General features: G+C 65.1%; 27 protein-coding genes. 15 read left to right on the forward strand and 12 right to left on the reverse strand.

From position 1 onward, the window contains the following. Positions 1-229 precede the first annotated feature (229 nt). The 7 genes from ACESNG_RS13045 to ACESNG_RS13075 form a co-directional block, all read right to left on the reverse strand. Entirely contained in the window at positions 230-595 is a 366-nt protein-coding gene (locus ACESNG_RS13045) for a HigA family addiction module antitoxin (RefSeq protein WP_373069287.1), read from the reverse strand. Continuing rightward, a complete protein-coding gene (locus tag ACESNG_RS13050; RefSeq protein WP_373069289.1) occupies positions 561-755 on the reverse strand; it encodes a type II toxin-antitoxin system RelE/ParE family toxin in 195 nt (64 codons plus the stop codon). Before ACESNG_RS13050 ends, ACESNG_RS13045 begins: the two co-directional genes overlap by 35 nt. A gap of 366 nt (positions 756-1,121) precedes the next feature. Next, complete coding sequence (locus tag ACESNG_RS13055) at positions 1,122-1,352, reverse strand: tyrosine-type recombinase/integrase (RefSeq protein ID WP_373059693.1); 231 nt, start codon at positions 1,350-1,352, stop codon at positions 1,122-1,124. Between the two features lie 234 nt (positions 1,353-1,586). After that, a complete protein-coding gene (locus ACESNG_RS13060) occupies positions 1,587-1,712 on the reverse strand; it encodes a hypothetical protein (RefSeq protein WP_373069291.1) in 126 nt (41 codons plus the stop codon). A 17-nt stretch (positions 1,713-1,729) separates the two neighbouring features. Then, entirely contained in the window at positions 1,730-1,987 is a 258-nt protein-coding gene (locus ACESNG_RS13065) for a phage integrase N-terminal SAM-like domain-containing protein (protein WP_373059689.1), read from the reverse strand. A 110-nt stretch (positions 1,988-2,097) separates the two neighbouring features. Continuing rightward, positions 2,098-2,889: a YecA family protein gene (locus tag ACESNG_RS13070; RefSeq protein WP_373059687.1), complete on the reverse strand. Its 792-nt coding sequence runs from the start codon at positions 2,887-2,889 to the stop codon at positions 2,098-2,100. Positions 2,890-2,976: 87 nt separating this feature from the next. Next, positions 2,977-3,840 (reverse strand): HEAT repeat domain-containing protein, encoded by an 864-nt coding sequence (locus ACESNG_RS13075; RefSeq protein ID WP_373059685.1) that lies wholly within the window; start codon positions 3,838-3,840, stop codon positions 2,977-2,979. 589 nt (positions 3,841-4,429) lie between these two features. Here ACESNG_RS13075 and ACESNG_RS13080 point away from each other — a divergent pair. The 3 genes from ACESNG_RS13080 (at position 4,430) to ACESNG_RS13090 (ending at position 7,367) form a co-directional block, all read left to right on the forward strand. Further along, on the forward strand, positions 4,430-5,014 hold the full coding sequence (locus ACESNG_RS13080) for an ECF-type sigma factor (protein ID WP_373069293.1): 585 nt from the start codon (positions 4,430-4,432) through the stop codon (positions 5,012-5,014). A gap of 71 nt (positions 5,015-5,085) precedes the next feature. Then, entirely contained in the window at positions 5,086-5,964 is an 879-nt protein-coding gene (locus tag ACESNG_RS13085) for a protein kinase domain-containing protein (RefSeq protein ID WP_373059681.1), read from the forward strand. A 164-nt stretch (positions 5,965-6,128) separates the two neighbouring features. Then, complete coding sequence (locus ACESNG_RS13090) at positions 6,129-7,367, forward strand: hypothetical protein (protein ID WP_373069295.1); 1,239 nt, start codon at positions 6,129-6,131, stop codon at positions 7,365-7,367. On the opposite strand, the gene ACESNG_RS13095 is transcribed toward ACESNG_RS13090, so the two are convergent. Continuing rightward, positions 7,317-8,072, reverse strand: a complete 756-nt coding sequence (locus ACESNG_RS13095; protein ID WP_373061343.1) for a PEP-CTERM sorting domain-containing protein — start codon at positions 8,070-8,072, stop codon at positions 7,317-7,319. The genes ACESNG_RS13090 and ACESNG_RS13095 overlap by 51 nt on opposite strands. Before the next feature lie 100 nt (positions 8,073-8,172). On the opposite strand from ACESNG_RS13095, the gene ACESNG_RS13100 reads away from it, so the two are divergent. The 4 genes from ACESNG_RS13100 to ACESNG_RS13115 are packed head-to-tail and all read left to right on the forward strand — an operon-like array spanning position 8,173 to position 10,833. After that, positions 8,173-9,078 carry a VOC family protein gene (locus ACESNG_RS13100; RefSeq protein ID WP_373061345.1) on the forward strand — a complete coding sequence of 302 codons (906 nt, stop codon included), beginning with the start codon at positions 8,173-8,175 and terminating at the stop codon, positions 9,076-9,078. Positions 9,079-9,114: 36 nt separating this feature from the next. Beyond that, positions 9,115-9,705, forward strand: coding sequence for a hypothetical protein (locus ACESNG_RS13105; RefSeq protein WP_373061347.1), 591 nt, complete (start codon positions 9,115-9,117; stop codon positions 9,703-9,705). Next, complete coding sequence (locus tag ACESNG_RS13110) at positions 9,698-10,471, forward strand: 1,4-dihydroxy-6-naphthoate synthase (protein ID WP_373061349.1); 774 nt, start codon at positions 9,698-9,700, stop codon at positions 10,469-10,471. The genes ACESNG_RS13105 and ACESNG_RS13110 overlap by 8 nt, the downstream gene beginning before the upstream one ends. Then, the gene (locus tag ACESNG_RS13115; RefSeq protein WP_373061351.1) at positions 10,468-10,833 is read left to right on the forward strand and encodes a DUF952 domain-containing protein; all 366 of its coding nucleotides are present in this window, start codon (positions 10,468-10,470) and stop codon (positions 10,831-10,833) included. The genes ACESNG_RS13110 and ACESNG_RS13115 overlap by 4 nt, the downstream gene beginning before the upstream one ends. Positions 10,834-10,875: 42 nt before the next feature. On the opposite strand, the gene ACESNG_RS13120 is transcribed toward ACESNG_RS13115, so the two are convergent. After that, a complete protein-coding gene (locus ACESNG_RS13120) occupies positions 10,876-11,478 on the reverse strand; it encodes a tRNA (cytidine(34)-2'-O)-methyltransferase (RefSeq protein WP_373061353.1) in 603 nt (200 codons plus the stop codon). Between the two features lie 38 nt (positions 11,479-11,516). Beyond that, on the reverse strand, positions 11,517-12,995 hold the full coding sequence (locus tag ACESNG_RS13125) for a serine hydrolase domain-containing protein (RefSeq protein WP_373069297.1): 1,479 nt from the start codon (positions 12,993-12,995) through the stop codon (positions 11,517-11,519). Between the two features lie 102 nt (positions 12,996-13,097). Between ACESNG_RS13125 and ACESNG_RS13130 the strand changes: the two genes are divergently transcribed. After that, positions 13,098-13,442, forward strand: a complete 345-nt coding sequence (locus ACESNG_RS13130) for a hypothetical protein (protein ID WP_373069299.1) — start codon at positions 13,098-13,100, stop codon at positions 13,440-13,442. After that, positions 13,443-13,820, forward strand: coding sequence for a hypothetical protein (locus tag ACESNG_RS13135; protein WP_373061359.1), 378 nt, complete (start codon positions 13,443-13,445; stop codon positions 13,818-13,820). It begins immediately after the preceding gene. Between the two features lie 90 nt (positions 13,821-13,910). Here ACESNG_RS13135 and ACESNG_RS13140 read toward each other — a convergent pair whose 3' ends face one another. Beyond that, the gene (locus ACESNG_RS13140) at positions 13,911-14,198 is read right to left on the reverse strand and encodes a protein kinase domain-containing protein (RefSeq protein ID WP_373061361.1); all 288 of its coding nucleotides are present in this window, start codon (positions 14,196-14,198) and stop codon (positions 13,911-13,913) included. 236 nt (positions 14,199-14,434) lie between these two features. Beyond that, a complete protein-coding gene (locus ACESNG_RS13145; protein WP_373061363.1) occupies positions 14,435-15,616 on the reverse strand; it encodes an ATP-binding protein in 1,182 nt (393 codons plus the stop codon). A gap of 64 nt (positions 15,617-15,680) precedes the next feature. Here ACESNG_RS13145 and ACESNG_RS13150 point away from each other — a divergent pair, with 64 nt between their 5' ends. The 6 genes from ACESNG_RS13150 to ACESNG_RS13175 form a co-directional block, all read left to right on the forward strand. Beyond that, complete coding sequence (locus ACESNG_RS13150) at positions 15,681-16,082, forward strand: hypothetical protein (RefSeq protein WP_373069301.1); 402 nt, start codon at positions 15,681-15,683, stop codon at positions 16,080-16,082. Positions 16,083-16,109: 27 nt separating this feature from the next. After that, the gene (locus ACESNG_RS13155; protein WP_373061367.1) at positions 16,110-16,367 is read left to right on the forward strand and encodes a hypothetical protein; all 258 of its coding nucleotides are present in this window, start codon (positions 16,110-16,112) and stop codon (positions 16,365-16,367) included. Between the two features lie 79 nt (positions 16,368-16,446). Continuing rightward, complete coding sequence (locus ACESNG_RS13160; protein WP_373061369.1) at positions 16,447-18,435, forward strand: Ig-like domain-containing protein; 1,989 nt, start codon at positions 16,447-16,449, stop codon at positions 18,433-18,435. Then, the gene (locus tag ACESNG_RS13165) at positions 18,432-18,959 is read left to right on the forward strand and encodes a hypothetical protein (RefSeq protein ID WP_373061371.1); all 528 of its coding nucleotides are present in this window, start codon (positions 18,432-18,434) and stop codon (positions 18,957-18,959) included. Before ACESNG_RS13160 ends, ACESNG_RS13165 begins: the two co-directional genes overlap by 4 nt. Continuing rightward, on the forward strand, positions 18,956-19,345 hold the full coding sequence (locus ACESNG_RS13170; protein WP_373061373.1) for an IPT/TIG domain-containing protein: 390 nt from the start codon (positions 18,956-18,958) through the stop codon (positions 19,343-19,345). The genes ACESNG_RS13165 and ACESNG_RS13170 overlap by 4 nt, the downstream gene beginning before the upstream one ends. Further along, positions 19,342-21,053 (forward strand): WD40/YVTN/BNR-like repeat-containing protein (locus tag ACESNG_RS13175; RefSeq protein WP_373069303.1); only part of this gene is annotated, 1,712 nt, incomplete at its 3' end. The genes ACESNG_RS13170 and ACESNG_RS13175, both read left to right, overlap by 4 nt.

A 21,053-nucleotide genomic window follows, 5' to 3' on the forward strand; every position in this document is an offset into this window, starting at 1 on the left:
GCAAGCCACGCAAACACTGAAGTGCGTGGACGCGATTCATGGATCACAAGCGAATCTCCGAGGACGTGATGCGCAATGGACAATGGTGGCCTTCGTCCACATAACGCCTCAGCGTTCTGCTGCAGCGCATCAAACCAAGTGCGGCCGGACGGGCGACGTGCGCTTGCACGGCGACCGCCTGCCGCACACTGCATGGCGCTGTCAGCAGCAACGTTCCGTTAGCGTGCCACTAGCCCGCGCGCGACAAGGGCGTCAATCGGGAAATGGTGACGGCTTCGGCGGAGCGCAGTGCATGCCACAGATCCCAGTCCTGTTGCAAGCCGAGCCAAAAGTCCGCGCTCATGCCGGTGACCTGCGCCAGCCGAAGCGCTGTATCCGAGGTGACCGCGCGCTTGGCGTGAATCACCTCGTTCAGGCGCGGGAACGACACGCCAAGCTGTACCGCAAACGCTGACTGCGAAATCCCGAGCGGACGCAGAAATTCCTCGAGCAGCATCTCACCAGGATGCGTGGGCGGACGATGGGTCGGCAGGCGCCGCTGCACCAGCGTTGACGGCCGTTTAGTGGTAGTCCGTGACTTCGACGTTGTCGGCATAACCGTCCTCCCACCGGAAGCAAATCCGGAACTGATCGTTGATGCGGATACTGTGCTGGCCGCGCCGCGCGCCACGAAGGGCCTCCAGCCGATTCCCAGGTGGAATCGCCAGCTCTCGCAGCTCGCGCACGCGATTGAGCTGCGTCAGCTTGCGCGTCACGGGCGGCCAAAGCATCGGGGGACATGCACGGCGCGCGCGCCGGCTGTCGAGCCCGTTAAAAAGGTCCTCCGTAGCGGAATCCGCGAACGTGCGTATCACACTAGCTATTATAACGGATGCCGTAGCAGTGTGCCAGTTGCACCAGTCGCGCTAACGCTCAGTGGCCTGCTGGGCATGCCTGCGGGCCGGACGTTGTACAGGCAACGTTCCGCAGGATATCGAAAACGTGCCTTCCTGCGCGCAACCCCGCAACCCACGACGGCGCAACCACTTCGCACGCGGGTCGCGGTTGAACCGGATTCCGTTCGGCTGCGAGCGCCGCAGCCTAAACAGATTTCGGCTGGAGGGTCGCTTGCCGCACACGTATCACCGCCCTACGTCCAGCGGACTGCGCATTTTCAGCCCGTCACGGTTCACCACGTGCCGATAAATCATCGTCGTCCGCACGTCCTTGTGCCCGATCAACTCTTGAATCGTGCGAATGTCCGAACCCGACGCCAGGAGATGCGTGGCGAAACTGTGCCGATAGATATGACTTGTCGCGCGCTTGCCGATCTGGGACTCGCGCACCGCGTTCGTGACTTCGCGCTGCAGCACGCTCTCGTGCAAATAATGTCGCCGAAACTCGCCGGTGCCGGGGTCTCAGCGGCTCCGCGTGGCCGGAAAGATCCATTGCCACGGCCAGCTCAACGCGGCGCGGTCACCAGGCTTTCGACGCAGCGCATCGGGCAGCACCACGTAGCCGCCGCCGGTAGCAAGGTTTCGCGTGCTGCGCCGCCATACGTCGGAGGTGCATCCGCAACGCTGGCAGCAGGCGCTGCGGCAACACCGTCAACCGTACATCAGCGATGCCATCAAGCGCGTCGTCCGGCGCATAACCGGCAACAGGCTCTGCGTTTCGTCGCGAGTCATCGCCACCGGCAGCCGCGCCAGGCGCTTGGCGTGCAGTTGCTGCATTTCTCCCGATATCGGCATCACCAACACCTCCCGGTACGGAAAACCCGCGCCGCCAACGCCTGGTTCTGCGCGCTCGCATTCACCTGCTCGTCACGCGCCAGATGCGTCAGGAAATCGTGGACCTGTATCGTGCCCATCTCGCGCGGATGTCGGCGTCCGTGACACCGTACGTACTGCCGCACCCAATGCACATACGCCTCCTCCGTTTGGCGGCTGTGATGCTTCGCGACGATCCGGTCAGGCAGCACGCTCAGGAAGGTCTTGTCGGTCGACATCCGCCACGAGGCGACGCGTTCTCCGAATCCGCGTCACCGCCACTCCGCACACGCGGCCCTCACGACGCATGCCCGCGCGCTCGGACCTCACAAACTTCCGGGCCGTCACCCTATCGCTCGCTCTCGGGTTCATCCTCGTACCCGTCCTCATCGCCGTACGCCGCATCCGCGGTGTCGGTCCACAACCGCGCGAGGCGGATCTGCCACGCCGGATCGGTCTGCTGCTCGCGCGGAATCGGCGATGCGCTCACGCCAGCGTCGGTGAGCACGCCGGCGAGCAGCGTCTTGCCGTCCATCAGCAACAGCGAATCCGCATGGAGCCCTGAGAACACGCGCACGCCGTCGGTCTCGATCACATAGGCGAGAATGAACTCGCCGGGGCCGAGGTCGTGCGTGAGGTCCGGCTCATGCACGAAGAAGGTGGTGCCGCTCAGTCGATCGGTGAGCGTCGTGCCCACGCCGGCTTCCACGGTCTCCACTTCCCAGAGTCCGAGCGGTGACGCCAGCGCTGCGGTCGCGAGTCGTCGCGTGTCCTCGTCCGCCTTGCGTCCCATGGCATCATCGAGCCAGGCCGCGGCGATCGGCTTCGCAAATTTCGCAGGCGTGAAGTTGAACAGCGACCACGCCGTGAAGAGATCGGCCACGGCCTCGTTGATGTCATCTTCCTCGCTCACACCCCACGCATCGAGCGCGGCATCGACCCACTCCGCGCCCAGCTTGCGCTCAGCCCAGTCGAGCAGCTCCTGCCCCACGCGCTTCTGCCGCTGCAGTACCGAGTCGCCGCGGATCCATTCGGCACGCGCATCGGGCGGCAGCGCAGCGGCTTCGGGGGGCACGGCGGCGCCGTGACACTTCTTGTATTTGCGGCCGGAGCCACACGGGCAGGGAGCGTTGCGATCCATGCCGAAGCATAATGCGTCGCCGGTACCTGCGGGCTATCACAATCCAACGGCCGCCGACCGATCAGCGAATGCCGTACGACGACGTCGCTACACCAGCGCTTCGAGGTCGATCCCTTCCAGTACCGAGTCGGACACGGCACTCCGTGCATCCTCTCCCAGCAGCTCATCGCCGAGCGCCACACGCGCCGGGTTCGGAGACCCGCTCAGATAGTGTGCGAGGCGTTGCGCGACGGAGGGCTGATGACGCATCAACTGCTCGAGCAGTGCCCGAAGCACCGGCACCGAGCCACGCTCCTTGATATGGTAGATGGTGGCGCGCGCGAGGGCGCGACTGAATTCGTGCGAGCGATAGGGCGTCAGCCGCTCGACGATGGCCACCGAGAGCTCTTCGACGCGCTCGCTGATGAGCATCTCGCGCATCACGGCCACCGGAAGGGGCTCCGCGCGTGTGTCGAAGGCGCAGAGGTATCGCAGGCGCACGTCCGAGACGCGATCGAAAAGTCCGGCCTGCAGGACAACCCAACTCTCCGTGGTGGCAAAGACCTCCAGTGCGCGCGCTGCGGCGACACGAACCGACGGCTCGCGATGCTGCATCAGCGCGATGACGCGTGCGGCCGTCTCGTCGGCCCCTTTCGCGCGTAACAGCGTGAGCGCTGTCACCACCACATACGGGCCATCGCCGCGCAAGCACGACGCCAGATACGGAACACTGCCCTTGAAATCGACGATTTGACCGAAGAGTCTCTCGGCATCGTCGCGAGAATCGGGCGCCGCTTCGAATGCGGCATCCATCTCTGGGAGCGGTGCGAGCGCGACGGGCTCCGCTTCGAGCTCCACCTCGGGTTCCGCAGCCGGCGGCTCGAGGTCCGGCGCCTCCTCCGGTAGCGGCACCGACGGCAGCATCGCTGCGGTCGCGGAGCTCGATCGACACGCCGGAAACCCGACGCTCACGGAGCTGGGTCGCGGTCAGATCGACGTCAGTCTCACAAAGCGCCGTGAGCAAGGCGGCCAGATCGCCGTCACCGACCCGCGTTTCGATGCGGACGCGTCGCACACGCGCCCCACCGAGGCGATGTAGGACGCGAATGGCCGACACCGAGTCGACCTCATCGCCGTTCACCATGAGGCCGTGCGATTCGACGAGCAGCACGAATTCGCGCAACTCGAGAACCGATCGCAATGCGGCGACGACCGCATCGAGTTCGGCCGCCGTTGGCGTCGACGCACGAAGCATGGCGGAGGCAAGGCTCTGCGCCACCACGGTTCCAGCGGAACGTGGCGCGGCACTCGATGACGAGGCGGACTGCTGCACTGGATTCATTGGTCGGAGTCAAGGCGCGCAGATCCCGACACCACGCAACAATGTCAGAGTATTGTCGAGCTGCTGCAATTCTTGAGTGGGTTGATTCGAGGGTCCGGGCTACGTTCCGGAGATCCGCGACGGCGCCCCAAGCACTGTTGCGGGAGGTGGCATCCGAACACCAGCGAGACCGATCGGTCCTCTATCCGACACGCGCGATCGGCGGCATCATCTGTGATCGTGACTGATATTCTGAATCCCGACCCGAGGTCTCTGACCGAGTTACTCGCCGCCTCGCAACAGGGTGACGAGTCGGTCAAGGATCTGGCCGCCCGCCGCGTCTATGACCAACTGCACCAGTTGGCAGAGATCTATCTGGGCCGCGAACGCCCCGATCACACGCTGCAGCCCACCGCACTGGTGAATGAGGCCTACCTCCGCCTCATGGGGCAGGAGGTGCCTTGGAAAAGCCGGTCGCACTTCTTTGGCATCGCGGCAACGATGATGCGTCGCATCCTGGTTGACCACGCCCGACGCACAACGGCGGACCGACGCGATCGCGGGCTGCTGGTCACGCTCGATCCGGCAACGGCCGACGCCACCCCGGCGGCACCCGACCCGGTCACGGATGTCCTCGGCGTGCACGAAGCGCTGATACGACTCGAACTGGTCGACACCCGTCAGGCGCAGATCGTCGAGCTCAAATTCTTCGTGGGACTGTCACTCGACGAGATCGCTGAATTACTGGCGATCTCGCCGGCCACGGTGTCACGTGAATGGACCATGGCGCGCGCCTGGCTCCATGCCGAGTTGCGCGACCAATGAGGGAGTTCCTAACGGTACGAGGCGGAACGTGCTGACGCGCAGTACCACCAGCGGGTGGCCATCAAGACGTTGTGGCGTGGCGCGGACAGCGAGGTATTGCTGAACCGGTTCCGTTCCGCGCGACAGATTCTCGCCGCGCTGCAGCATCCGAACATCGCGCAGCTGATCGACGGCGGGCCACCGCGTCGGGCACCCCATGGCTCGCCATGGAGTATGTGGACGGCGTATCCATCGACGAGTACTGCGACGCCCACCAGCTATCGATCCCGGCGCGACTCGATCTCTTTCGCACGGTCTGCCACGCGGTGCAGTATGCGCACCAACGGTTGGTGGTGCATCGGGACCTCAAGCCGGCCAACGTGCTCGTCACCGTCGACGGCACCGTCAAGTTGCTCGACTTCGGCGTCGCCAAACTTCTCGACGAGAACAGTGCTGGCGCATCGGTGACGGCGGATGGCATGTCGCCGTTCACGGCAGCTTATGCGGCGCCCGAACAGGCCAACATGGAAGTACGCAGCGGTTCGCCGCGCGTGCCGAGCGCCATCGGGCGCGCCTCCTCGGCCACCGTAGCCCCCAACCGCGGTTTCGAGCGCGCGCGAAAACTCGGTGCGGCACTCGATGGCGAGCTCGATGCAATCATGTTGCAGGCGCTGCAACGCGATCCGGCCAGACGATACGCGAGTGCGCTTGCACTCAGCGACGATGTGCATCGACACCTGAAACGCGACCGTGTGTTGGCGCGCCAAGGCACGGTCGGCTATCGCATGTGGGCGTTCACCCGACGGCATCGATCGTTGGTCTTCGGTACGTCGTTCGTGATGCTCACCGCGGTTGCGGGGAGTCTGCTCTCACTGCAGCAGGCGCGCGACCTGCGATTCGAAGCTGCACGCGCCGAGCGTGCTGCCAACTTCATGTCCGGTATCATGAACGGCACATCGACCGTGTCTTAGGACCAGTTGATCAGCATGGGTCCGGCCGGAACAGTGGGGCAACGACTCGATAGCGCGGTCACACGGGTCGCCCGCGAGTTTCCCGACGACGAGCGACTCCGTGCGCGCCTGTATACGGCGTTCGGGGCGAACTATAGCTCGCAGTTCCGCTACGCGCGCGCGCCGTGCTCGACTCGGCGCGACTGCTCGCGAAACGTGCGTACGGGCAATCGAGCGATGAGCACGCTCGCGCCTGTATCGAGTATGCGACCCTCGAGCTCACCTTCCACGGCGCGGAAGCGGCCAATGAGGCGATCGACGCAGCCACGCGCGGCGATGGACGAAAGGACCCCAGCAGTGTCCTCAGCACGCAGATCATGTTGTTGCGCGCAACGCAAGCGCTGCTGCGCGGCCAGCCGCGCGCGGCCGACTCGTTGGCCGCGCACCTGGTCGAGATCGAGCGACGCGCGCGCGGAGTGACACGTACAGTAGCGGCGGCAGAGAATGTCCGCTTGGTAACCACGTCGTGGATTACGCGGGACCCACGCGCGTATCACCTTAAGGCGCGATCGATTGAACGCATCACCGATTCGCTCGATATGCGACTCTCCAAAGAACGGGACGGTGCCGCCGATGCAGCAATCGAGGCGATGCTGGTGTTGGGTCGGGCGGATAGTGCCGAAGTCCGCACGCGGATGCAGTCGGAACGTTTGCAGCGTACCTTCGGCTCGCAGCCGTGGGTACAAGTGTGGGCGGCCAAATCGGCGGCGCTATTGGCGAGCCTTCGTGGTGATACCGTCACAGGCCGCCTCGAGCTGGCGAAAGGTCGTGCGATCGTCGACACGCTTGTGGAGTTCCCGTTGGACCTACGCGTGGTGTTCAGTAACGAGTATGTCGATGACGCCTTGGCACGAAGGAGCTTCGCGGAGGCGCTGCGCATGGCGATCGCCACGCGCGATGCTGTCCTGCCGACGCAGTCTTCGTACTTGCTCGGTTTTGCGTATTTGTTCATCGGTACGGCGTACCTCGCAGGTGGCGACGCGGCGGCGGCCGAGTCGGAACTGCGCGCCGGTTTGACCCGGATCGCACCGACACCGGATCTTTCATCGATGGGTCCACGATTACGCCGAGCGCTCGCCGACGCATTGGCGAAACAGGGCAAGGTGGCTGCGGCCGACAGCGTTCGTAAACTCGATCCACCGAAGGGCTCCATGCCGCCGTGCACACCCGGCGGAAATGGGTGGGTTGCCCAGATCGCTGAGCGGTGGCCCGGACGTGGGCGCCGCGATCAATGGTCGAGATCTGGCAAAGGCCCCGCGCTGTGGCGCAGGGCCTTTGCTCCAGCAGCCTGGATCTTCCAGCAGCCACCATGTTCACGCCAACTTGCGTTTGCGAGAAAGGATGCCGATCGCCACGAGGCCTGAGGCCATCAGGAGGTACGTTGATGGCTCAGGGACCGTCGTGGTCGTCGGATTGACTGGCGGCGGTGTGAGATCGACGACGTTGAGAACGAGGCGTCCGACGTTGCTTGTCTCGGCATTCGGCATGGGCGTCACCTCGAACAGGTTGATCCGGACGTTGCGCGAAACCACCTGAGGACTCCAGTCGGTAATCGTGAGCCGGAAGTTGCCCAATATTGTCGAGAGCCCGGTACCAGCACGAGACGCTCCGAAGTCATCTTGCACCGTCGTGCCGACACCGCTGATCGTGTTCGTGGTGGCATTCCAGTACGACGAGACGGCCAGCGCGTTACTTCCCGTTTGGGGCGACACCGCGAAGTTGGGGTTGAAGGAATCACCGACGAGCCCGCCCGCACCACCCCACAGGTAGAAGGTGTTCAGGCCAGTCGCGAGCGTAATGCCCGACGGAATCAACGAGCCGACGGGGCCGTCGCCGGTGTAGAGAAACGCATCGGAGCCGGGATTCGACCCGCGCGTGATGTACGTATTCGCACAGCACGAGGTGCCTCGTGTGTCGGTGAAATAGCCGGCAGGAGTCAACGTGGGGTTCAGTCTCATCGTCGTCACGCCTGTCAGCACTACCTGCGCGCTGGCGGTCGAGCCGCCAACGGTTGCCAGCGCACCGAACATCCACAATGCCAGACGTGTCGCGCGTTGCCCGTGTCTCATAAAGTTCTCCAGTGCAAGTGAGGGGATTTGCCCATCCGGACTCCCACGCTTACACGCGCATTGGCCCATAAATCTCCCTCACTTGCCGCAACGACCCCACATGTACGCCCTCACCATCTCCCGTACGTCGCCGCTCTCCGCCGTCACGCTGTATCGCGCCTGGACGACGGGCTGGCCGTCGTGGTTCGTCGAACCCGAATCCGCGCGCCTGCGGGCCGTGGTCGGCGAGCCGTTCTTCTTTGAAGTCGCGCAGCGCTTCAACGACGGACGCGAGCCTGTCCGTCATCCTCACTACGGTCGTTTCCTTCGCCTCGAGCCCAACGCCCTGGTGTCGCTCACCTGGGTCACTGGCGTGGGCGGCACGGGCGGAGCGGAGACCACGCTCACGGTGCATCTCGATGCGATCGCCGGCGACTTCACGCGTGTCACGCTCACGCACGAGGGCTTCGTCACGCCCGAATCGCGCGACGCACACGAAACGGCGTGGCGCGTGATCCTGGCCCACCAAGACGCCACCCTGCAAGCACCGGGTACCGTCGCACCTGAGGCGATCATCACCCCGCGCAGCACGCCGAGCAGCAACCGCTCCCTCCCCGACGCCACGTTCATCCCCGTGCGCAGCTATCCCGATGTCGAAGCCGCCGTGGCATGGCTACGCGAGGTGTTCGGTGCGCGCGAACGCCTGCGCGTACCGCGAGATCGCGGGCAACAGCGCGTACAGCTCACGGTCGGTAATGGCGCCGTAGTGGTCGCGGCCTGGGACGCCGCATTCACGCCCGCGACCGGTGGACGCCCGCCCGCCGTGCTCATGGTGCGCGTGCCCGACGTCAACGCGGCGTACGACCGCGCGCTCGCGCTTGGCGCTTCTGGGCTCACTCCACCCGCCGACCATCCCTTCGGCGAGCGTCAGGCGTCGGTGCGCGATCCGGCCGGGCACGCCTGGACGCTCACGGAAACCATCGCTGACGTGGACCCGGCCAGCTGGGGCGGCGAACTCGTGGAGTGAGCAGCAACGCCTTACACTTCATGGCATGAGCCCGTCATGAACGATCGCGCGCAAATATTGGTGGTAGCGGCCACCGCGCGCGAACTCGCGGCGCCCGATGGTTGGCTCACGCTGCAATGCGGCGTGGGACCCGTGGAGGCCGCCGCGGCCACTGCAGCTGCCATCGCCGAGCTTCAACCTACCGCGATTCTGCACGTCGGCATCGCCGGCGCCCGTCGGCATCGTGCCTTCGCGCCGGCATCGCTCGTGATCGGCACCGACGCGCGTTACTGCGACTTGAACGTGCCGGTGGAGTGGGCACCGAATACGGTGCCGGCCTCACCCGCATTGTTGGGCGCGGTACAGCGCGTGCTCCCCCAGGCGTCCACGCTGTCGATCGGCACCAGCGCCCATGTGGGCGGCACGACCGGCTGTGACGTGGAAGCCATGGAAGGATTCGGTGTGCTTCGCGCCGCGCAGCGTGCCGGTGTACCGGCCATCGAGGTACGAGCGATCTCGAATGACATCGAAGAGACCGATCGCGCACGGTGGCACTTCGACGCCGCGTTCGCTGCGATCACGCATGTCACGCCGCTGCTGGTGCACGCCCTGCGCCAGTACGTCATCGCTACACAGAACGATGCGTGAACTGACGTTCGGCTATTCGCCCTGCCCCAACGATACGTTCGCGTTTCACGCGCTTACGTTCGGGCTCATCAACACCCCTGTTCGCATCACGCCGGTGCTACTCGACATCGAGGAGCTCAACCGACGGGCACATCACAGCGAGTTCGATCTCACCAAACTCAGTGTCGGCGCCTTCGCAGGCATCGGCGATCGCTACACGCTGCTGCGCAGCGGTGCCGCACTCGGTCACGGCGTGGGACCGCTGGTGGTCACGCGTACGCCGATGTCATTGGCAGAAGCCGTGAGCGGACTCGTCGCGATCCCGGGACGCGAAACCACGGCGTATCGCCTGCTACGCCTCGCCGCGCAGTCGCTCAACCAAGTGGTGGAGATGCGCTACGACCGCATTCTGCAGGCCGTGAGCAGTGGTGAGGTGCACGCGGGTCTCATCATTCACGAGAGCCGGTTCACATACGCCGAACACGGACTCTCGAAAGCCATTGATCTAGGCGATTGGTGGGAGCGCGAAACCAACTTACCGGTTCCGCTGGCCGGCATCTGTGCCCGCGCCGACCTCGACGCCGATACCGTCGCCGAAGTGGAACGCGCCATTCGTGCGTCGGTGCAGTATGCCTTCGATAACCCCGAGGCGAGCCGAGACTACGTCCGTGCCAACGCGCAGGAAATGTCCGACGAGGTGTGCGCGCAGCACATCGCGCTGTATGTGAACGCACACAGTCTCGACATCGGCGATGACGGCATGCGTGCCATTCGGCGACTGGGATGACCTTTTCCCCGGACAACGCGGTATTCCACATCTGTTCGCGCCAGGCTATTGCTGACGCGCGCGTTCGTGGCAGCTACCACGCCGAGAGTCTCGCACAGGAAGGTTTCATCCATCTGTCGCGTGCACATCAGGTGGTGCCCACCGCGCAGGCGTACTACGCCGGCGTACCGGATCTCGTGGTGCTGGTGATCGACCCGACACAGCTGACTGTCCCGTTGCGATACGAGCCGCCTGCTCCTCTCCCATCGAGCACGCCCAAGCCGGCAAGTAGTGAGCTGTATCCGCACTGTTACGGCCCCATCGATCTGGCGGCCATCGTGGACGTGCTGGACTTGGCGGAATTCGTGGGGATTGCCCCGTAGCTGCCGCAAACTACAAACTGAGAACTGAAAACTGCAAACTCTTTAGGGAGCAGGGGGGAGGGTCTCAGGTGGCAGGGAGTTGGAAACGCGCGCGGTTCCACTGCTTCCTCCTTCCTGAGACCCTCCCCCCTGCTCCCTAGGGAGTTTGCAGTTGAGCTCTCGGCTCTCAGCTCCCAGCTCACTCACCCGCCCCTGCCGCAGCACCTCATACACGGCCACCGCCACCGTCGTTGACAAGTTCAATGACCGCACCCGCTCCGACGTCATCGGCAACGCGACGATCCGATCCGCGTACTGTTCACGCAGCGCCGCCGGCAGTCCACCCGTCTCGCGCCCGAACACCAGCACCGTCCCCTCGGCCGGCGCGAGCGACGCATCCCAGAACAGCTGCGTCGCGTTGGTCTCGAAGAAGAACGGCGCACCAAATCGCGGCATCTCGCGCTCGAACGCCTCCCAGTTGGGCCACACGCGCACGTCCACGTGCTCCCAGTAGTCGAGACCGGCGCGCTTCACCTGCGCCTCATCAAGAGAAAAGCCCAGCGGCTCGATCAGATGCAGCGTCGCGCCGGCCGCCAGGCAGGTGCGCCCCGCGTTCCCCGTATTCCAGTGAATCTCCGGGTGCACCAGTACCACGTGAATACTCACCGATCACACCTCACGAGTTGGCCGTCGCCGCACGGAGATCACTTCGAAGGCACCCGATGAAAAAACCCGTCGCCCGCAATGATCCGCGTGACGCGCCCGTTCTCCTCCACGAAGCGCACCACCTCGCCCACCTCGGCTCCCCCCGTGCGTGCCGTATATCGGAAGCGTCCGTCACCCAGCGGCTCGAGTGCTACAGGTGTGTCCACATTCGCACCGTTCGGCGTGATCAGCACAAGCTTCTGATTCAGTAGCACCACCTGCACGTCGCTCCAGGCGCCGCGATACAGACCGGCAAAGCGCGACCACGACGGATCCCATGTCACTACCACCGGCTTCGGCGCGCCGGCCTTCGCCACGGCCGCACCGACCGTGACCACCAGTTGACGCAGGATGTCGCCCACGTTGGAGTCGTTCGTGTTCGTCAGCACGATCACCCCGACCTTGTCGTCCAGCTGGAAGAACGTTTGCGTCGTGTTGCCCAAATACCCACCACCATGCCCCACCCACGAGCGGTCATTGATGCGGCGGATGTCGAAGCCAAGCCCGGTGCCGCTCACCCACGTCTCGTCCACCGCGCGCGCACGATGCATCTCGCGCCACGAACCACTGCTCACGATCTGCGCGCCACCGCGTGGTCCGCGGCGAAACTGCGCCGACACGAACTTCGCCATGTCAGTCACGTTCGACGTCACGCCAGTGGCGGCCGCCATACCGCGCGCATCGATGAACGGAATGATGGCGCGCGTGCCGTCGGGCATGCGGCGTCCATAAGGAACCGTGAGGCCGGGTACATTCTTGTCCACACTCGACTCAGTCATGCCGAGCGGGGTGAACATGTTTGTCGCCACGTAGTCGGCCCACTTCTGTCCCGTGATCTGCTCGACCACCAACCCCGCCACCGCAAACGCCAGGTTCGAATACTTCCACCGCACACTCGGCGCGAATGCGGCCTGACGCTCGCCGTAAAGTCGCTTGATCTCGTTTTCTGTGGGGAACTCATTCGTCGACCAGTGGTCGCCGGCCTCGCGCTGCAGCCCCGACACGTGTGAGAGCAGTTGCTCGATCGTGATCGGTCCATCGTCATCGCCGGCCGGCTTCGCCGTAAACCACGGCAAGTATTTCTGGACGGGATCATCGAGGCGCAGCTTGCCCTCTTCGCGAAGCTGCATGATCGCGATGGCCGCAAACATCTTGCTGTGCGACGCCATCCGGAACTTGGTCTGCGGCGTCATCGCCACTTTGTTGGCGACGTCGGCAAAGCCAAAGCCCGTGGCCCACACCAGCTGCTGATCGTACACCACGCCAACGGCAATGCCGGGTAGTCCGCGATAGGCGATCTGTCCTTCCATCCACGCCGAGAAGAGACGTTCCGCACCAAGCACATCGGGATCGGTGGCGATCGACGACGACGCCGACGTAGTGGCCGCCTGTGCGGCGAGGTTGTACGGCAACAGCATCGTGGTGGACAGCGCGAGTGCTGCGGCGCTGCGCCGTACAGCAGACATGGAGCGTTGCATGAGACCTCGAATGCGAAAGACGTGGGACAGACTGGCAGGGGCTACGCGCCGAAGCCAATTTAGTGCAGACGTACCCCTCTTCAACCCGGCGCAGTTTCGCCATTGCACTCGTTTGAGCGACTCGCTGCTGCCGTATGTGCGCACTACCGCATCGAGCGCCAGATCAAGACAATCGCGGGCTCCGTTTTCTATCTTCGGGCGGACCCACTCGGCATCAGCTTCTATCACAATGACAACGGGGTCGAGACCGCACTCACGGCGGAGCGTCAAATCGGGACTGGCGGTCATCGCTGGTCACCGGATGGGCGCGTGGCGGCCCTCGAAACGATCGTGGATTCGGCAGCGGCGCTGATGCTGTATGATGCCGACGCATTGACGCGGCGCATCATCCCCATGGCGCCGACTGAGAATGGGTGGTTCGTAAGCGAAGAGCGAGGCATTTTGTAGATGAGCGATGGTAATCCGCGCACGTGGTTGTCCGATGCAAAAGGCAACGGCCGACGGCAGCTTAAGTCGAGCGTCACCATCGAAGGGCAGATCAGCGGCAACGCTCGCTGGCAGCTCTCGGGCGACGGGCTTGCACTTGCCGTACTCCGAAATGTGAGGGACAGCGTCTCGGTGAGACTCTTCACCCTCGACGGGGTTGCGCTGCGGGAGCTGGCGACCCCGTTGCGACAGGGCGGCAGCGTCGCGTTCGCCGGATTGCCGCGCGGAGGGTTTTTGTATCTGGCCCTTACCGTGCCCGGGAGCGCGACGACTGAGTTGCTGAGCGTGGATCCGTTGTCTGGCGCCGTACGCCGCGAGCTCGTGCTGCCTCGGGAGTGATCGGACGCGGCGTGTCGGCCAGCAGTCGCGCCACAACTGCCTGCACCGTTGGTCGGCTGAAGGGCGGCTCGCCGGCCAGCATCTCGTAAGTCACTGCACCCAGCGCGTAGAGTCGCTACGCGCGTCGATCGTGCGTTCATCGGTGGCCTGCTCGGGGCTCATGTACTGCGGCGTGCCGAGGCTGAGGCCCGACTGCGTCATGCGCGCGACGCCAGCCGGTTGCACCGCGAGCGCAATGCCGAGATCCGCCACCAGCGCGGCGCTATCCTGCAGCAGAATATTTTCGGGCTTGATGTCGCGATGGATCACGCCCTGCATGTGCGCGTGATCGAGCGCACCAGCCACCTCGCGCAATGTTTCGCCACGTACGTACGGCATCACGTAGTACAACAGTCCAACGCCGCGCCGAGATCGGGGTGCAACACCTTGGTCGCGACATCGCGGTCGTGCTTGATGTCGTGCGCGAGATACACGGTGGTCATGCCGCCCTGCCCCAAGTTCGCGGCCGACGCGATAGCGGTCGGAGAGGGCGGTGGTGAGGCGGTCCACAATTGACATTGCCCGAAGTTACCGGTCGAGCGACATGTCGTCGAGGCTAGTGTGCGCGGAGGGCACTATCGTGCCGTGGCCGACAGATACTCGACCAGTCCGGCCAGTGATGTCGCCGTGACGCCCCCACCCATGGGCCAACTCTCCGATCCGCCGTGCACGACGTGCACTGCCGCTGCATCCAGATCGGCCGCGGCGGAGCGCAAGCCCCTCGACACCGTTGGCGCCGCCGTCCGCTTGATTTCGATCAGCATCTCGACCCGACCTCCACGCTCGAAGAGCAGATCGACCTCTGCTCCCTTTTCCGTGCGGAAGTAGAGGGGAAGCCGATCGCTCCCCGCCGCGGCGATCAACTGCTCAATGACGAACCCTTCCCAACTCGCGCCCACCACCGGATGCGAGAGCACATCGTCGAGCGATTCGATCGCGAGGAGCGCATGCAGCAGACCACTGTCTCGCACGTAGAGTTTGGGCGCCCGCACGAGGCGCTTGCCCAGATTTCCACTCCAGGGAGGCAATCGGCGCACGAGCAGCAAGTCGGTGAGCAGGTCCACATAGCGACCGATCGCGGGGCTCGACACTTCGAGGCTGGCAGCGAGCCTCGCTTTATTGACGGGAGTGCCCTGCGCGTGCGCCAACATGCGCCAGAGTCGGCCGATCAACTCGGCCGGCATGCGGGGCGCGAACATGGGGACGTCGCGCTCGAGGTAGCTGCGCACGAAGTCCTGTCGCCAGGTCATGCTGTCGGCGCCATTCGCGGCCAGCAGGCTGCCGGGAAAGCCACCGCGCACCCAGAGGTCAGGCACGCCAGCGTCGTGCGTCGCCAACTCACGCGCGAGAATCGGCGTCATCTCGAGATATGCTACGCGACCGGCAAGCGACTCGCCCGCTTGTTGCTGCAGATCGAGCGACGCGGACCCGAGCAGCAAGAAGTGTCCGGCGCGCTCACCGGCGGCCCGGCGCTCGTCGATGATGCCTCGCAGGAGGGGAAAGAGTGCCGGTGCGCGGTGGATCTCGTCGAGGATCACCAATCGGCCGGCCTGCGCGCGCAGGTAGCTGTCCGCATCGTCGAGCCGGCGGCGATCAGCCTCCCGCTCAAGGTCGAGATAGAGTGCCCGACTGCCCCACTCTGCGGCGAGGGCCCGCGCAAGTGTGGTCTTCCCAACTTGGCGCGGGCCGAGAAGGACCACGGCCGATGTCGTCCGCAGGCGTTGGCGAACCGTGTTGAGCAGCGTTCGGGCGATCATTATCGTAAATATAACTCCTGGCGTTCGTTTTACGAGGTTTATTAAACGATTAAGCCGGTGCGAAATGCTGGCCATTCGATGGGGAAACTGGCTCCTCCTCCCCGCCGTCGGTCTGGATGATGGGGAGAAAACGCCGCAGCAGGCTTCCCCGTCGTATGGAGTTGGCATGGCCGACCGGCTGCGCGGCCCCGGCGAGACGATGCCTCCTGCGCGAGGTGGTCGCATTTGGTACAAGCAATCGGGCGTCGGCACGGGCACGCCGGTGGTGCTAATGCACGGAGGACCAGGCGCTGGCAGCTTTTACCTCAAACCGTTCGAAGCACTGGGCGACGATCGTCTCGTTGTTCGCTACGACCAACTTGGCGCCGGGAAGTCGAACCGACTCGCCGACACCACGCTCATGAACATTCCGCGCTTCGTCGAGGAGCTGGATTCGCTCCGACGCACGCTCGAGATCGATCGATGATTTCTCAACGGTCAATCGTGGGGAACGGTGCTCGCGCTCGAATATTACAAGGCGCATCCGGATCACGTGGTCGGCATCGTTTTGGGCGGATCGGTGTCAGATTGGCGCCAGTACTCTGTCGAAGTGAACAAGTGGGAGAAGCAGCTTCCGGATTCGATGTGGCGCGTGATCGCGCAGTGGAAGACAGCCGGCGTGGACTCAACCAATGCCACGTTCGGCACCGAACAGTATGTGATATCCGGGACTTTCTGCGCGCGGATGACGCGCGCAGGTAGCTGGGTTTGAGGGCTTGCGAGATCGTGTCCCCGCCTCCATAGTCACTAGAGTCTGCTTGCCCCCACCGCCATTGCCTCTTATCCCCCAAATGCCACGACTTCGTCACCGGGCCGTACTCGCCGCGGTTGCATTTCTGGCGGCGTGCGGCGGCGACCCCGCTGCCCCTGATGTGCCCCCGGTGGTTGCCGTGACTGCGTCTGCAGGGGTCAATACGCTGCCCTCCGGCGCCAACGTGCAGCTGAGCGCCACGTTCACCGACAATCGCGGTAAGCTGGTGAACAATGCGACGTTCACGTGGAGTTCCGCCAACAGCGCCATCGCCGGTGTGACCGCCGCCGGCTTGGTCACCGTGGCGCAGGCGGGCACCACCACCATCTCCGCCACGTCCAGCAGCACTACTGGCAGCTACAGCCTCACGGTTACCCCGGGTGCGCCGGCCAAGCTGGTAATCGGCACCGCGCCGAGTGGCGCCGCGTCGGGCGTGCGGCTCACCACGCAGCCGGTGGTGCAGGTCCGCGACAACGCCGACAATCTGGTGTCGTCGGCCAGCACGACGGTGAGCGTTGTGCTGGTTGGGGGCGGTACGCTCACTGGCACCAGCAGTGTGGCGTCGGCGCAGGGCGTCGTCCGATTCACCGATCTCACGGTGTCGGGATTGGTGGGCGCGCGTTCGTTGCAGTTCGCCTCGCCGGGGCTCACGACCGTGACGTCGGGCAACTTCGATCTGGTGGCCGGTCCGGCGACCGCGGTGACGTTCGTGGGCGCGCCGCCGAGGCTGCGCAGCGGCGTGCCGAGTGCGACCGGGGTGCAAGCGCAGCTGCGTGATCTCGAGGGCAACGACAGTCCGCTTGCCGGGCGTCGTGTAGTGGTGACATCGGCCGGTGGGCAGGGCGTCACGGCGCTCGGCAGCACGACCGCGCTGACCAACGCCACGGGGCGGGCGGTGTTCAGCGCGCTCACCGTCACGGGCCTCGCGGGTACACGTGCGCTCACGTTTCGTGCCGATTCCATTACCGCTGCCGCCACCGCCTCGCTCTCGCTGATTGGTGGCCTGCCCACGCGCCTTTTGCTCGAACGCGACGCCCCGATCGGTGGTGAGGCCGGCGTGCCGCTTTCGCCGGCGCCCATTCTTCGCATGCTCGACAGCGTAGGCAACACGTCGGCCGACGCGGGTGTCGTGCTGCGCGCCACGCTGCAGGGCGGCGGCGCCCTCAGCAACAACACCGCGACCACGGACACCCTCGGTCGGGCCACATTCTCCGCCCTTGCCATTCTCGACGGCGGCACTGCGCGCGCATTACAGTTTAGCGGAGATGGGCTGGTGGGCGTCACGTCCCGCAGTATTGCCGTAGCGCCGCCCGATACCGCAGCGCAGCCGACCAGCATCCGTACGTCGCTGTCGGCCAGCGATACCGTAGGGCGCGTACTCGAGTTGCCGACCACCACGGCGGGCTTTCTGCCGTTCCTGTCGGCACGCAACGGCACCGGAGAAACCATGGGCACCGGTGGCGTGCGCTGGTTCGCGCGCGATCCGTCACGGGCAACGGTCACCTTCGATGGACGGATTACCGGCGCCCTGCCGGGGCGCACGTTCGTGGTGGCGCAAGCCAGCCGCACGCCCGCGGTGGCCGACTCGATCCTGGTGTTCGTGCCGCGCAATGCCACCGGGCCCATTCTTCGGGCTACGCTGCCAAGCTATCGCATCACCACCGACACGTTCTCGATCGTGGTCGAGGTAGCGGCGCGCGATGGGCGCACGCTGTCGGCCGCCGACCTCAGCGTGGCCTGGCCGGGATCAGCGGCGTTTCCGTTTTCCCCATTTACCGTCACGGCCATCACCCCGCTGCGCGCCGGGGTCGTGGCGCAGCCCGTCGATGCCCAGCAGAACGTGCGCGTCACGTGGACGTCGGCCACGCCGGTGTCCGGCGCCGTATCACTCATTCGCCTCACCTGTCGGGTGAACCAGCGTGGCGTGGGCAACCAAGTGGTATTCACGCTCAACCAACTGCTGGCCGGAGACCTGACAGACGTCACGGGTGCCACCAGCGTGTTCAATCCCGTGGTGATCGTGCGATGAGTGCACGACAGACCATGTCACAGCAGTTCAACCGAACGGTACGCATGAACAAAACGCTGATCGTCGCCCTGGCCGTGCTGAGCGCAACAGGCTGCCGTAACGCCCTGCTCGACACGCCGCAGCCGGTCGCGCGCAGCACCATGGAATTGCACGCGCGAACCGTGACCGGCGACACCGTGCAAGTAACGATCGCCCTTGGCAGCGGCCCGGTGCGCGCCTTGGGCAGCGTTACGGCGGAGCTGACCAACAGCTCCGACTGGACCTTTGTCGGCTGTGCCGCCGCGCAGGGGGAGCCACTGCTGGCATGCAAGGCGCATGCGGGTTCGGTGCGCGTAGCCGCCGCCTGGGCTGCGGGCACCCACGACGGCGAGTTGGTCACGCTCACGTTCGTGCGCATGGCGCCGACCGCTCGTGTATCATGGCAGTTGTCGCTTCAGGAAGCGCACGGCGTGAGTGGACAGTCGCTGCTCGACGAGCTCGACGTCCGAACGGACGTTGCAACGGTTACGGGAGGCGCGCCATGAGCGCACGTCACCCACGCACCGCCTGGCTGGCCTTGCTGCCGCTGGTGGTGGCTTGCCACCAGCGCGGCCGCGCGGTTCCCGTGATTGAATCGCTCACGCCCGGCGCGGCCGATGTGACGCGCGGCGCGATCATCGATGTCACGGTTGCCGGCCGCGGGTTCGATTCGCTGAACACTGTGCACTTCGGTCGTGTACTGTTGCGCCAGGTGCCGCGCACGTCGGCGACGTCGCTGCGCTTTACCGTACCGCGTGACGACGAACAGATCCCCGATCGCGGCGCGGCGCCCGTGACGCCGCTGGCCAGTGGGACCTATCCCGTTTCAGTGACAACGCGGCAAGGCACCTCGAACACGCTGGCGTTCACGCTCAGCGGGATGGTACGATGACGAACCGTATGCTTTTGGCTGTGCTGTGCGCCGCCTTCATGCCACAGCTGGCCGTCGCGCAGCAGAAAGAGGTCATTCGCGAGAGCGACCCGGAGGAGCGTCGGCAGGCGCTGGTCAGCCTGTGGGACGCCCCGCCCGGCTCGCTCGAGGCCCGCACGGGTATGTCGTACGCCCTGTGGCTGTCGGCGCAGCCTGGTGCCAGCAGCGCCATGCTGCGAGACGGCGTGCCCGTGCCGACCCCTGGTCGCTGGACCAGCATTGGCCCGCGCGGCCTGTACATGGACAACGGCTTCTTCGGGTCGCTGCCGCAGCTCGATGCGGGCCGCGTGCCGACGTTGGCTTTTCACCCCACCGACCGCAACGTGTTGTACGTGGGCACGTCGGCCGGCGGTTTGTGGAAGAGCACCAACGAAGGCGCCAGCTGGATGCCGCTCACCGACAATCAGTGCTCGCTGGTGATCGGCGCCGTAGCGGTGGACCCCGTCAACCCGGAGATCGTGTATGCGGCCACGGGCGAACAAAATGAATCGACGCAGGGGTGCGGCGTGTTGCGCAGCACCGATGGCGGCGCCAGCTGGACGACACTCGGGCAGAACGTCTTTACCACCTCGCCCACGCAGTCGTTTGCGGTCTACGGCATGGTGATCGACCGCGCGAGCGCGGGCACCTCCAATGCCACCACCGTGATGGCGGCCACGCTACGCGGCATCATGCGGTCCACCAACTCCGGACAGACGTGGACGGTGGTCACGCCGGCACTGACGTTCAGCGATATCGCGCAGCATCCGACCGACCCGAACATCATCTACGCCGCGCGTGTGGGCGTGTCGGGTAGCGCGACGCCACCGGGACTCTGGCGCAGCAGCGATCGCGGCGCAACGTGGAGCACGGCAACGAATTTCACGGCCGACTCGGTTGGACGCATGGAGATCGCTGTCTCGCGGGCGCAGCCGGGCAGCGTGTGGATCGTGGCCGGACGCCTCGACCGCCGCTTTGGTGGACTCTATCGCTACGACGAATCCAGCGGAACTCGGACGACGCTCGATGCCACCGGCTTGACGGCGGCACCCGCGGTGTCCGGCCGGAACAACTTCGGCGAGCAGAGCGAATACAACCTCATGATCGCGGTCGATCCGGCCAATGCGAATGTGATCTACACGGGCGGCGTGCGGGCCTACCGCTCACGTAACGGTGGGCAGACGTTCACCGAGATGGCGCCCAGCATCCACGTGGACTGGCACGTCGTGCTGGTGGACCCGAACGATTCGCGACGGGTGCTTACCGGCAACGATGGCGGAGCGTTTCTGTCGCGCGACGGGGGTGACTCGTTCGAGTCGTTGAACGCCGGACTCGCCACGTCGCTCCACTATCCTGGCCTGTCCGTGCACCCCACCGACCCCACCGGAGTGCTCACGGGTCTGCAGGACAACGGCACGCTCATTGCCCGCAACGGTCTGCTGCAGTGGAACGGTGTGTACGGTGGCGATGGCGCCTTCACGGCGATCAATCCGGACAACCCCGACATCGTGTACGTCTCGAGCCAGAACGGCAACATGCTCCGTTTACAAGTCAGCACGGGCTTGGAGCGCACCATCACCAGCGGCATCGACGCGAGTGAACGCCGGGCCTTTATCGCCCCCTTCGTGATCGACCCCCAGCGATCCACCCGCCTCTACTTCGGCGGCTCGCGCGTGTTTCGCACCAGCAA

It is taken from the genome of Gemmatimonas sp., assembly GCF_041689975.1.
Taxonomy (GTDB): domain Bacteria; phylum Gemmatimonadota; class Gemmatimonadetes; order Gemmatimonadales; family Gemmatimonadaceae; genus Gemmatimonas.